This is a genomic window from Candidatus Eisenbacteria bacterium, assembly GCA_016235265.1.
Lineage (GTDB): Bacteria > Eisenbacteria > RBG-16-71-46 > RBG-16-71-46 > JACRLI01 > JACRLI01.
Genome location: JACRLI010000015.1, coordinates 384,897 through 397,884 on the forward strand (window position 1 = coordinate 384,897; position 12,988 = coordinate 397,884).

A 12,988-nucleotide genomic window follows, 5' to 3' on the forward strand; every position below is an offset into this window, starting at 1 on the left:
CCTCCCAGCGGATCCTGGATGGGATGGACGCACCAAGCGGGACTGCGCCTCCGCCGGGGTCACCGCCCGCCGCTGTTTCCGCCGGCGTCGTTCACGGGACCCGGTTTCGACATCTCCCGGGTCAGGTGGAGCGCCTGCGCGAAGTCCACCACCGGGACCTGCGTCTGCCTCTGGATATTGTCGCCCACGAGCACCAGGTCCGCGTCACTCCGCAGCTCCAGGCCATCGAGGGGATCGAATCCCCAGCGCCCCTCGAACGCGAGCCGGGGAGCGTTCCACGTGAGCATGGTCGGGTTCTCCACGTAGTAGTCCGGGCGCTCGCCGTGCAGCAACTGGTACCCGCGCAGGCGCAGGTACAGGTCGGTCTGCCAGAGGACAATCGCGCGCGGGAACGGAATGGACAGCCACGCGACTCGAATCCTCTCTTCGACGAACTCCAGCCGGCGCGAGCGATCCACAGCGGTCTTCAGCCAGGGCCCGGCGGGAAGCGCGATCGCGAGCAGCGCCACGGCAGCGGGGACGAACGCCAGGTTCGCACGCTCCGAGAGCCATGCCACCACCGGCGCCAGTCCGAGCAGCGCGACCAGCAGCAATGGCAGGAAGTACGTCACGGGATCGGCGACGCCGTAATTCCACACGAACAGGCCCTGCAGCAGCACCGCCCCGAGCAGCGCCAGCAGGACCGACCGTACGGCTTCGCGGGCCATGCCGGAAGCCACGAGCGTGATGGGCAGCCCGGCGATCAACAGCGGGTACACGCTGGACGCCAGCAGGGCCTTCTGTTCGGGAGGGGGCGCGAAGTGGCCCACGAATACCCCGTAGGGCCCGCCCCGCACGTGCCGCCACGCACTCGCGAGCGAGGGCTCGAGCAGCGGCCACTGGAAGGCTGATGGGTGGTAGGCCCGATACAGAAGGAAGGCGTAGCTCGCGATCGGCAGGGCGGCACCCGCGAGCGCGGCAGGGAGCATCCAGGGGCGCCAGCCTCCCGCGCGTGACACCTCCCAGCCCAGGACCAGGGAAAGCGGCAGAATGAACAGCACCGCCGTCACGTGGTGGGCCATCCCGAGACCGCACACGGCACCCCATGCGAACGCGGCGCCCGCTCCCGACGATCCCTCTTTCGCGTGGGCGCGGATGCGGCCGGCCAGCACGAGGCACAGCAGCGCCGCCGCCGCGACCCAAGCCAGGTGCCAGCTGGTCACCTCGGCCAGCGTGGATTCGGCCAGCCACACCGGGTGGATCGCAAATAGTCCGGCCGGAACCAGGGCCGCCGCGAAGCGCGCGCCCCGGCCCGAAGGCGATTCCCCGGGAATCAGGCGCACGGCGAGCGCATGGAGGAGGCCGATGGCGACCCCCCCGCCCACCGCGCTCCACAGGTTGGCAGCATGCCACCAACCCAGCCCGAAGCGGTGTGCCAGCGAGCAGAACGCGCCTCCCAGCATCGTGTAGAGAGGATAGCCCGTCGGGTGGGGCACACCAAACAGGGCGAGAGTCACCGTGAGCTCGTTCCCGTCACCCTCCCCGGCGACGCGCGGCGCCAGGATCGCGTACAGCGCCGCCGCAGCGAGCCCCACGGCGACGGACGCGGGCGCTCGGAGCCGGCCGGAGCGGGCGCTATCCCGCATCGTGCCCATCCTCGCGGACGGCCCCGCGGTTCAATCCGCCTCCCCTGCGGAGGAGCCCGCGACCGACGGCAGGCCGCTCCCTGCCGCGACCCTGGCCGTGGCCGCAGGCGCCGGCCGCCACCTCCACCGGAACTTCCTCGCGAACCCGTCCAGGTAGGTGTAGACCACCGGCGTGATGTAGAGCGTGATGATCTGCGAGAACGCCAGCCCCCCCACCACCGCGAGACCCAGCGGCCGGCGCGACTCCGCGCCCGCGCCCAGGCCGAGTGCGATGGGCAGCGTGCCCATGAGCGCGGCCATGGTGGTCATCATGATGGGACGAAAACGGATGATGCACGCCTCCACGATGGCGTCGCGGGGCGACTTGCCCTCGGTCCGCTCGGCGTCCAGCGCGAAGTCGATCATCATGATGGCGTTCTTCTTCACCAGCCCGATCAGCATGATCACCCCCACGAACGCGTACACGCTGAGCTCGGTGCGGAACACCAGCAGCGTGAGCAGGGCCCCGAACCCGGCGAACGGCAGTCCGGAGAGGATCGTCAGGGGGTGGATGAAGCTCTCGTAGAGCATCCCCAGCACCAGGTAGATCACCAGCACGGCCAGCAGCAGCAGCCACAGGAGACCGCGCTGGCTGTCCTTGAACACCTGCGCCGTGCCGAAGAAGTTGGTGTTGATGTTGGAGGGAAGCGTCTCCCGTGCGGTCCGCTGCACCGCCTCGACCGCCGCGCCCAGCGCCACGCCCGGGCGCAGGTTGAAGGAGATGGTCACCGACGGAATCTGCCCCGAGTGGTTGACCGTCAGCGGGCCCATGCCGGTGCTGAACGCCGCCACGGAACCCAGGGGCACCAGGGTGCCGTTCCGGGCCCCGACATACAACCGGCTCAGCGCCGACGGGTCGCGCTGGAACTCGGGCATCAACTCCATGATCACCCAGTACTGATCGTCCGGCGTGAAGATGGTGGAAACCTGGCGCGACCCGTAGGCGTTGTACAGCGCCTCTTCGATCTGCTGCGCGCTGACCCCCAGGGCGGACGCGCGGTCGCGGTCAATGCTCACGTTCACCTGCGGGTTCTTGATCTGCAGGTCGCTGGTGACGTCCTGCAGCTGCGGGGCTTCCTTCAGCTTCTCGAGCAGACTCGCGGATGCCGGGTACAGCGATGCGATGTCGGTGGCCTGCAGCGTGAACTGGTACTGGCTCTTGGAGGTCCGCCCCCCCACGCTGATGCTGGGCGGGTTCTGGATGTACACGCGCATGCCCGGAACACCCGAGAGCTTCGCCCCCAGCGAGCGAGCCACCTCGTCGGCGCTCATCTTCCGCTGCTCCCGCGGCTTGAGCCGGATGGTGAGCCGGCCCAGGTTTCCCGTGGCGCTGGGACCACCCGCCCCCACCGAGGACATGAAGTCCTGCACGTTGGGGTCCTTCGCCACGATCCCCGCCACCACCTGCTGGTGGCGCACCATGGCCTCGAACGAAGTTCCCTCCACGGCCTCGGTGGTCCCGTTGAGGATCGAGTTGTCCTCACTGGGGATGAACCCCTTGGGCACGACCTGGAACAGCACCACCGTGGCCACCAGGATGCCCAGCGAGAACAGCATCGCGGCGCGGCGGTGGTCCATGACCCAGGCCAGGGTGCGCTGGTAGAAGCGCAGCGAGGCGTTGAAGGCGTTCTCGGCGACGGCGTAGGCGTGGCCGTGGCGCCGGGTGTGCTCCGCCTTGAGGAAGCGGCTGCACAGCATGGGCGTGAGTGTGAGCGAAACGAACCCCGAGACCAGGATGGCCGCGCTGATGGTGACCGCGAACTCGTGGAAGAGCCGCCCCAGCAGGCCACCCATCAGCAGCACGGGGATGAATACCGCGGTGAGCGAGAGGGTCATGGACAGGATGGTGAAGCCGATCTCGCGCGAGCCCTCCAGCGCCGCCTGCAGCGCCGGCTTGCCCATTTCCATGTGCCGGTGGATGTTCTCCAGCATCACGATGGCGTCGTCCACGACGAATCCCACCGAGAGGGTGAGTGCCATGAGCGACAGGTTGTCGATGCTGTAGCCGAGCTGCTTCATCACCAGGAACGTGCCCACCAGCGAGAGCGGCAGCGCCAGGCTGGGGATCACCGTGGCCGGGATGTTCCTCAGGAAGAGGAAGATCACCAGCACCACCAGGCACAGCGTCAGCAGCAAGGTGAACTTCACGTCATTGACCGATTTCAGAATCGAGAGGGACCGGTCGTACAGGGGGCGGATGTCCACCGAGGCCGGCAGCTGCGGCCCCAGGCGCACCAGCAGGGCCTTGACCGCCTGCGTCACCTCCACAGTGTTGGTGCCGGGCTGGCGCTGCACCGCGAGCACGATGGAGCGCTGCCCGCGACACCAGCTGGCCACGCGGTTGTTCTGGACGTCGTCGATCACCCGGCCCAGCTCCCGCAGCCGCACCGGGGCCCCCTCGCGGTAGGTCACGATCATGTTCCCGAACTCGCGGGCGTTGGTAAGCTGGCCGTTGGCCTGCACCGTCGCGGCCAGGTTCGGGCCCCACAGGATTCCAGTGGGCATGTTCACGTTGGCGTTCGACACCGCCGCGGACACTTCGTCGATCCCGATGCCGCGCGCGGCGAGCGCGCCGGGGTCCAGCTGAATGCGCACCGCGTACTTCTGACCGCCGTACACCGCCACCTGCGCAACGCCGTTGACCATCGAGATCCGCTGCGCCAGGAAATTCTCCGCGTACTGGTTCAGCGTGGACAGCGGCAGCGTCTTCGAGGTCATGGCCAGGAACAGCACCGGGGAGTCGGCGGGGTTCTGCTTGCTGTAGGAGGGCGGGATGATGCCGGTGGGGAGGCTTCGCAGCGTCTGCGCGATGGCGGCCTGCACATCCTGCGCCGCGGCGTCAATGTCCCGGCTCAGCGTGAACTGCAGCGTGATGCTGGTGGTGCCCTGGCCGCTGCTGGAGGTCATGACGTCCAGCCCGGCGATGGTGGAGAACTGCTTCTCCAGCGGCGTGGCCACCGCGGACGCCATGGTCTCCGGGCTGGCGCCGGGCAGGCTCGCGCGCACCGAGATGATGGGATAGTCCACGTTCGGAAGGTCGCTCACCGGGAGCAGCCGGTAGCCCACGATGCCGAAGATGAGGATGCCCAGCATGATCAGCGTGGTCATGACCGGGCGGCGGATGAACAGCTCCGAGAGGTTCATCTTCCCGCCTCGAGCCCCAGCTTCTTCCCGTCGCGCACCATCACCCGGGAACCCTGGGACAGGCGCAGCTGCCCGTCGGTGACCACCAACTCGCCCGGCTGCAGCCCCCGCGCGACCACCGCCAGGTTCCGCACCGTGCGGGCCACCGTGACCGGCCGGATCGCCACCGTGGTGTCGGGCCGCAGCACGTACACGAACGCGCCCGAGGGCAGCGTGGTGACGGCGTGCTGGGGCACCACCACGGCGCCCTTCTCCACGTACACCACCAGCCGGAGGTCCACGAACTGCCCGGGGATCAGCCCGTCGTCGAGGTTCTCGAACTCGCCCTTCATCAACAGCGTGCCGGTGGCCGGGTCCACGGCGTTGTCGCGGAACACCAGGCGCCCCGCCTGCAGCAGCGAGTCGGAGTCGCCGGGATGCACCTCCACCCTCATGGGGGCGGTGTGCCGCGCCAGGATTGCCGCCAGGCCGCGCTCGGGAATGGTGAAGCGGACCAGGACCGGTCGCACCTGGTTGAGCGAGACCAGCGGCGCGGCCGTGTCGTTGGCCTTCACCAGGTCGCCCACGTGAACGCGCAGGTTCCCGGTGCGCCCCGCGAACGGCGCGCGGATGGTCGCGTATTCCAGGTTCAGGGCCGCGCTGGTCACCGCGGCGGAATCGGCGCGCACGGTGGCGCGCAGCGCCTCCGCGGCGGCGGACTTCTGTTCGGCTTCCTCGGAGGAGACGTAGTTCTCCGCCACCAGCCTGCGCGAGCGCTCCGCCTGCAGCCGGGCGCTCTCATACTGCGCCACGTCGCGCGCCAGCGCGCCGCGGGCCTGGGCCAGCGCCGCCTGGTAGGGCCGCGGGTCGATCTGCACCAGGACCTGCCCGGCACGCACCTCGTCGCCCTCGCGGAACGCGATGCGCTGCACCACGCCACCCACCTGGGCGCACACCTCGGTGGTCTGGCGGGCCTCGACGGTGCCGTTGGTGACGATCTCGAAGGGCACGTCCCGGGATTCGGCCCGGGTCACGGTGACCGGAACGCGCTGCGAGCGTGGCGGCTGCTTCTTCGCACAGCCCGCCGCGCCCGCCGCAGCCAGCAACGCCAGCGCGGCAAACCAGGCGCAGGCGCGGACCCCACGCTCCAGGTGCGGCATCATCATCCTCCCCTCGTCACGGTAGCCATCCACGGCGAAGCCCGGGCCGCCCCCATGCCGGCACGGCAACGCCCGGGATGGTACTGGCTTATTGGACGCCCGGAAGCCCCATTGCGTTCCCGGGGGAACGCGCAACCCCGGGCCCGGGGCGCGGGGGCGGCCGACAGTACGGCACACCGCCCGGAACCGGCCCGGGACTCCGGGCCGCGTCATTGTAGCCACACATCGAGATTCCCGCAGCATCGGCCCCCGGGGCGGGCCGCACGGGGCCCAGCCCCGCCGTTCCCGGCCGCACCCTGGCGCGCCGGGAGAGGATGATCTCAGGATGCCCCCGCCCGCGGCCGATAAGTGAAGCACCCTCATCCTTTATCATGGAGGAACTCACGATGGCCGCAGAACCCGTGCCCTCGAGCTCGGAGACCGAATTCGCGCCGGCCGAGCGCGAGGATCGCCTCACCGTGGAGTCCCAGGCGCGGGACATCGTCAGCGATGCGTCCTTCACGGCGATGTTGGAGGCCATGCCCACGCCGGCCGTGGTCCTCAATCCGCGTCGCCAGATCGTCGCCGCGAACCGGAAGTTCCTGGAAATGCTGGGAGCGGGCGCGGTGGCCCAAGTCCTCTCCAGGCGCCCCGGCGAGGCCGTGGGCTGCATGCACGCATTCGAGACTCCCGGGGGCTGCGGCACCTCGCGCTCCTGCTCGGTGTGCGGGGCGGTGCGCTCGATCCTCGATTGTTTCGAATGCCGCGGGAGCGTGACGCAGGAATGCCGGATCCGCAGCCGCGAGGCGGAGGGCGCCGGTGCCTTCGACTTCCGCGTCCAGTGCACCTTCATGCAGGTGAACGGCCAGGACTACGCCGTTCTCGCCGTCGCGGACATCAGCGCGGAGAAGCGCCGGCAGGTGCTGGAACGAACCTTCTTCCACGACGTGCTCAATGAATGCGGCGGCGTGCACGGCATCGCACAACTGCTGATCGCGGAGGGCATCGACCCCCAGGCCGAGCGCGAGTTCAAGCACAGTCTCCTGCGCATCTCCACGGCCCTCGGCGACGACATCCGCGCCCACCGCCAGATGCTGGACGCCGAACGCGGCGAACTGGTAGTCACGCCCGAGGACATACGGCCGCAGGACCTCCTGGAGGACGTGGCGTCGGGCTACCGCGGCCACGCCGTGGCCCGGGATCGCAGCATCGTGGTCGAACCCTGCAAGGCGCAGTCCGTGCGCACCGACCGCGCCCTGCTGCGGCGCATCCTGGGGAACCTGGTGAAGAACGCCCTCGAAGCGGTGGAGCCGGGTGAGACCGTCACCGTCTCTGCCGAGGAGGGGAACGACGAGGTGATGTTCTGGGTGAAGAACCCGGGGGTGATGCCGGAGGAGGTTCAGCTCCAGGTGTTCCAGCGATCGTTCAGCACCAAGGGCGGCGAAGGCCGCGGGATCGGCACCTACGGCGTGAAGCTCTTCGGGGAGCGCTACCTGGGCGGGCGCGTGGAGTTCGTCAGCTGCGAGGGGATCGGGACCATCTTCACCTGTTCCCTGCCCAGGGAAGGGCCCGCGCGCTAGGCCCCGACCCGGGGACTCCGCCGTTCGAGCAGCAGCACGTCCCGCCACACGCCGCGCAACCGGCCCAGCCGCACCCGGCGGCCCACCTCGCGGAACCCGCAGGCGCCGAGGAGCGCCAGGCTGCCGGCGTTCTCCGGGAATACGCCCGCCTGCAGGGTCCAGATGCCGGCAGACTCCGAGGCCTCGATCAGCGCCGCAGTGAGCGCACGGCCCACACCGCGCCCGCGGTGTGCGGCGGCCACGTACACGCTGCCCTCGGCCACGCCCGCGTACGCGCAGCGGTCCGAGACGCGCGAGAGCGCCGCCCACCCCAGCACCCGCCCGTCCTCCTCCGCCACCAGCCTCGCCGCTTCGAGGTGCGACCGGTCCCACACCTCCCACGAGGGTGCCCCGGTCTCGAAAGTGGCGTTGCCGGTGGCGATGCCGTCCTCGTAGATCGCGCGCACCTCGTCCCAGTGCTCCCGGGCCAGCGGGTGAATCCGCATCAGCGCTCCTTCCACGCCGCGAGCAGCCCGCGTTCGCGCTCGCGCGCCAGGCCCGCCTTGCGCTCGGAGTCCGCCGGCATGGCCAGGTCCCAGGACAGGGTGTCGCGGGCTGTCTCCACCACCGGCCGAAACGTGAGCCCCGCGGCCCGGGCGCGCGCGCAGTCCACGGACATGAAGCCAGCCAGCGAGGGGTCCGCCCCGGTCCACAGGGGCAGCTCGATCCATGCGCCCACGCCGGAATTCGACAGAAACTCGTCACTTACCCAGGTGAAGGCCGGTTCCGAGGCGGCCGCGGCGCGGCACGCATCCAGGAGCGCCCCGAAGGACAGCGGCGTTGCGGGCCCGGTGGCGTTGAACACGCCCGTCTGCCCGTCCTCCAGCAGCCGCACGATCCACTCTGCCAGGTCTCGCGCGTCGATGAACTGCACCGGGCGCGCCGCCTCCCCGGGAGCCAGCACCTCGCCGCCGTCGGCCACGCGCCGCACCCAGTAGGTGAACCGATTGCTGTAGTCGTGCGGACCGACGATCAGGCCGGGGCGGATGTTCAGCGTCCGGCCCGGGAGCGCCGCCTCGGCCGCCTCCTCGCACAGGGCCTTCAGTCCGCCGTAGAGCTCGCCCAGGGCCGCCGCGCGCACCGGGCCCGCGGCGCGGATCTCCCTGGCGCGCGCCAGCTGATCCGCCGTGAGCCGGGTCACCGGGGCGGACTCATCCAGCCCGGGTTTCGAGAAGTCCCCGTACACCGAAACGCTGGAGATGAAGCAATAGCGGTCCGCCGCGCCGGCCAGCAGCCCCGCGGAGGCCTCCACCATGTCCGGGAAGTAGGCGCTGGTATCCACGACGGCGTCCCAGCGACGGCCCCGGAACGCGGCCCCGAGCTCCCCGGGGCCCGCGTCGCGGTCACCCGTCAGGCGCTCGACCCCGGGAAACAGGTCCGGACCGTGCTGGCCCCGATGAAACAGCGTGACCTGGTGGCCGCGCGCGAGGGCCGCGTCCACCACGTGACGCCCGAGGAAGATGGTCCCGCCAAGGATAAGTAGTTTCACGACATTCCCCTGGGTTCGAGAGTGCATGTCCGGCGCGAAGGAACGCCGCGGCCCGCGTCGGCCGCCGGCCCCGTGGACCCGGGCCTGGCCCGTCCCGGGCGCTGCCGTGTCGGATGTCGGCCGGCCCGGTCGGTGCCGGCACCTGGCTTCGACCCGAAGATGCAAGAAAGAACCGCGCTTGAACAGCGAATCCTCCCGCCCGAACGGTGTCTCCCACCTCGCGAGGCAGGACCCCCATCCCGCCGGAGGCCGGCTCCCCAGACGGCCCACGCTCCGCCGAACCCGTCGCCATGGCCGCGCGACGGGGACGGCCGCACTCTCCTCACGGGATCCTCAATCCCGGCACCTGGAGGCGGAACATGACAGGACGTTGGACCATTGCCGCCGCGATGATGTTCGCGGCGGCCACGCAGCCGCCGCCCCCGGCACACGCCACACCCCCGGTCACCGACGCGCGGGCGGGAATCGCTCTCGCCAGCGCCACGCTGGGCGACTACATCCTGCTCGGGTGGAACGACCTCGGGATGCACTGCATGAACCAGTACCACGCCAACTTCTCGGTGCTCCCGCCGTACAACAACCAGTACGCGCAGGTGATCCGGCGGGGCAGCTCCGGGGTGAAGCCGCAGGTGGTCAATTCGGGCATCCAGGTGACCTACTCCATCCCAGGCAACACCACCTCGGTGGGCAAGACTGATTTCTGGACCTATGCTCCGGCACTCTTCGGCGTGACGCTGCCCCCGGACGTGGGGCTGACCGGCAAGGGGCTCACCGGCACGCTGGACCCGGCAGGAAACTACTTCCACGCCGAAGGCATCCCGATCACCCCCTTTCCCGACGCCACGCCCACCGTGGAGAACGCCTACCAGAAGGCGCTGCTGATCGCCCACGACGCGACCAGCGGGGCGGAGCTGGCGCGCAGCACGCCGACCATTCCGGTTTCCGTGGAGCTCTCGTGCATCGGCTCGGGCTGCCACTCCAGCGAGAGCCAGATCCTGCAGGGACACCCCCGCGAGGCCGGATTCGACCCCACCCAGCGGCCCATCCTGTGCGCGAAGTGCCACGCCTCGCCGGCGCTGGGCACCGCCGGGATCCCCGAGGCGAAGTACTTCTCCTTCCGGATACACGATCAGCACAAGTTCATCGACGAGACGATTCCGGGTATGGACGGCTGCTACAAGTGCCACCCCGGGAAGTCCGTGAAGTGCCTGCGCGGGGTGATGGCGGACAAGCACAACATGGTGTGCCAGGACTGTCACGGAAACATGGCGAACGTGTCGAATACCATCGAGCAGGGACGGATCCCGTGGGTCAACGAACCGGCGTGCCGCACCTGTCACACCAGCCGGTACGGCGAGCCGGCGGGCCAGTTGTATCGCAAGAGCGCGGGGCACGGGGGCGTGATGTGCGAGGCCTGCCACGGCAGCACCCACGGCGAGTATCCCAGCCGCCGCCCGGAGGACAACGCCTCGATGATCGCGCTGCAGGGGCACGCCGGGATTCTCTCGGACTGCACCGTGTGCCACGGCGTGACGCCCACCGGTCCCGGCCCCCACGGGACCACGGTCACCGCGGTGGCCGACGAGCTGCTCGGTGGCGCCCGGCGGCTCTCCATCTCCCCCAATCCGTCGCGCGGTGCCTGCTTCGTGAGGATCCCGGCGAAGGACGCCGGGACGGGCAGGCTGCTGGTGTTCGACGTGCAGGGCCGCACCGTGCGGCTGCTGGAGACCGCCCGTGACGGGGCCTCCATGACCGCCGCGTGGGACGGCCGGGACGCCTTCGGACGCAGAGTGAAACCCGGCGCCTACTTCATACGCTGGCAGCAGGGCTCGCAGAGCGCCGCGGGACGGGTCATGATCGTGAACTGAGCCTTCGGAGCGGGGTGCCCCATCCAACGAACCGCGCCGCCCCTCGCAGGGCGGCGCGGTCTTCGTTTGCGCGACAGGGCTTGCGGACAGGGCTATGCTGGCGGTTCCACGATCCGGCCCACGAAGAGCAGGCTGCCGGTCACGTTGTCGCGGATCAGGAACACGAACGGGTGATCCACGTAGAAGTTGTCCACCGGTAGGCTGGTGACCCCGATGGAGATCCCGGTGGCCGCAGCGGCCTCGGTGCCCTCCTCGTTCACGTTCACGAACGCCTTGTGCACCGCCGCGGCGATGAAGAGGTCCCGAGCGCCGTCCATGCCCGAGAAATCGGCCTGGAAGGCCTGGAACGCGGACGGCATGCCCATTGCGGCGAGCGTCTCGACCAGGGAGAACGATGACTCCACGGTGAACCTCGGCAGGCGCACCGGAAGCTTGCGGTCCGACAGGGTGGCCAGCCAGGTATCGAGATCGTCCGCGATCAGCCGCGACTCCAGCTCCGCCAGCCCGAAGACGGAATCCGGCAGCAGGATCACCATCGAGAGATCGAGGCCCTTGTACGGCAGCTCCAGCAGGCGCACGCCGGGCCCGTGGCCGGTGCGACAGGCCAGCTCCCCGCGCATCGTCGGCACCATGCGGTCCACCCCGGGAGCCACGTGGAATGGACCCGAGGCGGTGAGGTTCGGGTCGAACTTCGTCTGCCACTGGCCCTTGAAGTAGATGGCGCTGGTGAGCACCAGCCGGGTGTCCGAGGTGACGGCGGACCGCGGCATCAGCTCGGGGATCTTGCCGCGGGTCTTCTCCCCCACCCAGGTGTTGATGGTGTCGCGCGCCTCCGAGGGGTGCGCGTGGAAATCGAGCGTCTGCAGCTCCGCCCGGTAGTGAATGCCCGTGATGTCCAGGAACGGCGCCAGGAACGGGAACCCGCGCTGGCCCCACAGCCGGTTGGCGAGGCTCAGCTCGTAGCCGCCCAGCGCGGCCCCACGGTCCAGGCTCGACAGCACGGCGCCGAAGGCGGCGTGGATGCTGTCCTGCGCCAGCGGGAAGTGGAACACGCTCGCCATCTCCGCGCGGGTGTCCCCCGCCGCCCCGGCATAGGTCATGGCGAAGGCGGTGGAGATGTTCTGCGGCGAGCAGAAGAGGTTGCCCGGCTGTGCCGCCAGCCGGCGGTACAGCTCCAGGGCGAAGCGGTTGTTGGCGGGCACGATCTGGTCCACGACCGGCTTCAGGCTGGCGTCGAGCTTGCGGACGTCGAGCGGGTTCACCAGGGCGTCCTTCCCGCAGGCGGAGGCGGCGGCAAGGCACAGGCAGCCCAGGAAGACGAGGCGTTTGGCGGATTTCATGACTTGGCCCTCCCGGAGAGGAGGATAGCAGGAATCAGAGGTAGAAGGTGAGGGCGAGGGTGACAAGAGTGCCGGCGGAGAAGCGGTGGCGGAGGACATCCCAGGTGCTGGTCGTGGTGGGCCGGCCATAGGGCGTGTTGACGGCCTCCCGCCAATCGTGGATTCGCGTCCAGGTAGCGTGTGCATCTACTGTCGCGCCGAGGCTGGCCCTGCGCACCGGGAAGACCTCCGCCCCGATCCCAGCGCGCAGGCCAAGGCTCAGGGTGCGGTATCCCTGCCGCACTCTGTCCCGGGAGGCGACGCTGTCGGGGCCGATCCGCGTATCACGCGCCTGGTCTTCGGCGGAATAGCCCAGGACGGGACCCGCCCCGAAATGCAGCACGGAGCGTCCCCGGGGGCGGGCGAAGCGGACGTATCTCAGGCTCAGGCTCCACGAGGCGGGATCGAATGTGTTGTCCCGGCCGCGAACGATGGGATTCCAGTACTGGATCCCGGAGCTGTCCGCATACTCCTCCTTGTTGTGCGCGCTCTTGAATGCGACGCCCACCTGCAGGGCGGCCGCCGCGGAGATCCGGCGCTGGATCACCAGGCCGAACTCGCGGGGCACGGGATAGACGTAGCCATCGGTGCTGCGGAGGCTCAGAGCCCAAGCACGGGCGACCGGCGCAATAGAGTCCGCGACCAGCGACGCACCCGCCGCCGCGGCCCGGTCCGCGCGGATCTGGCCCAATGCGCATGCCACCGCC

At 69.8% G+C, this 12,988-nt stretch carries 9 protein-coding genes; 2 read left to right on the forward strand and 7 right to left on the reverse strand.

Annotated elements, in window-relative coordinates; all coding sequences use genetic code 11:
* Positions 1–59: 59 nt before the first annotated feature.
* From HZB25_09835 to HZB25_09845, 3 genes are read right to left on the reverse strand one after another with little or no spacing between them, the layout of a single operon-like run.
* The gene (locus HZB25_09835; protein MBI5837533.1) at positions 60–1,625 is read right to left on the reverse strand and encodes a DUF2723 domain-containing protein; all 1,566 of its coding nucleotides are present in this window, start codon (positions 1,623–1,625) and stop codon (positions 60–62) included.
* Between the two features lie 30 nt (positions 1,626–1,655).
* A complete protein-coding gene (locus HZB25_09840; protein ID MBI5837534.1) occupies positions 1,656–4,808 on the reverse strand; it encodes an efflux RND transporter permease subunit in 3,153 nt (1,050 codons plus the stop codon).
* The gene (locus tag HZB25_09845) at positions 4,805–5,953 is read right to left on the reverse strand and encodes an efflux RND transporter periplasmic adaptor subunit (protein MBI5837535.1); all 1,149 of its coding nucleotides are present in this window, start codon (positions 5,951–5,953) and stop codon (positions 4,805–4,807) included. The genes HZB25_09840 and HZB25_09845 overlap by 4 nt, the downstream gene beginning before the upstream one ends.
* 380 nt (positions 5,954–6,333) lie before the next feature.
* Here HZB25_09845 and HZB25_09850 point away from each other — a divergent pair, with 380 nt between their 5' ends.
* Positions 6,334–7,506, forward strand: coding sequence for a PAS domain-containing sensor histidine kinase (locus tag HZB25_09850; protein MBI5837536.1), 1,173 nt, complete (start codon positions 6,334–6,336; stop codon positions 7,504–7,506).
* Here the strand turns inward: HZB25_09850 and HZB25_09855 are convergent.
* Together HZB25_09855 and HZB25_09860 are read right to left on the reverse strand one after the other, a co-directional pair.
* On the reverse strand, positions 7,503–7,991 hold the full coding sequence (locus HZB25_09855; GenBank protein ID MBI5837537.1) for an N-acetyltransferase family protein: 489 nt from the start codon (positions 7,989–7,991) through the stop codon (positions 7,503–7,505). The genes HZB25_09850 and HZB25_09855 overlap by 4 nt on opposite strands.
* Positions 7,991–9,034: an NAD-dependent epimerase/dehydratase family protein gene (locus tag HZB25_09860; GenBank protein MBI5837538.1), complete on the reverse strand. Its 1,044-nt coding sequence runs from the start codon at positions 9,032–9,034 to the stop codon at positions 7,991–7,993. The genes HZB25_09855 and HZB25_09860 overlap by 1 nt, the downstream gene beginning before the upstream one ends.
* A 359-nt stretch (positions 9,035–9,393) precedes the next feature.
* Here HZB25_09860 and HZB25_09865 point away from each other — a divergent pair, with 359 nt between their 5' ends.
* Positions 9,394–10,902, forward strand: coding sequence for a hypothetical protein (locus tag HZB25_09865; GenBank protein MBI5837539.1), 1,509 nt, complete (start codon positions 9,394–9,396; stop codon positions 10,900–10,902).
* 92 nt (positions 10,903–10,994) lie between these two features.
* On the opposite strand, the gene HZB25_09870 is transcribed toward HZB25_09865, so the two are convergent.
* On the reverse strand, positions 10,995–12,242 hold the full coding sequence (locus tag HZB25_09870; GenBank protein ID MBI5837540.1) for a serpin family protein: 1,248 nt from the start codon (positions 12,240–12,242) through the stop codon (positions 10,995–10,997).
* Between the two features lie 34 nt (positions 12,243–12,276).
* Positions 12,277–12,972, reverse strand: coding sequence for a hypothetical protein (locus tag HZB25_09875; GenBank protein ID MBI5837541.1), 696 nt, complete (start codon positions 12,970–12,972; stop codon positions 12,277–12,279).
* Positions 12,973–12,988: the final 16 nt, after the last annotated feature.

Coding starts and splice junctions, on each gene's coding strand:
- HZB25_09845 (MBI5837535.1), bottom strand. CDS start 5,953: ATGATGATGCCGCACCTGGAGCGTGGGGTCCGCGCCTGCGCCTGGTTT.
- HZB25_09840 (MBI5837534.1), bottom strand. CDS start 4,808: ATGAACCTCTCGGAGCTGTTCATCCGCCGCCCGGTCATGACCACGCTG.
- HZB25_09865 (MBI5837539.1), top strand. CDS start 9,394: ATGACAGGACGTTGGACCATTGCCGCCGCGATGATGTTCGCGGCGGCC.
- HZB25_09855 (MBI5837537.1), bottom strand. CDS start 7,991: ATGCGGATTCACCCGCTGGCCCGGGAGCACTGGGACGAGGTGCGCGCG.
- HZB25_09835 (MBI5837533.1), bottom strand. CDS start 1,625: ATGCGGGATAGCGCCCGCTCCGGCCGGCTCCGAGCGCCCGCGTCCGTC.
- HZB25_09850 (MBI5837536.1), top strand. CDS start 6,334: ATGGCCGCAGAACCCGTGCCCTCGAGCTCGGAGACCGAATTCGCGCCG.
- HZB25_09870 (MBI5837540.1), bottom strand. CDS start 12,242: ATGAAATCCGCCAAACGCCTCGTCTTCCTGGGCTGCCTGTGCCTTGCC.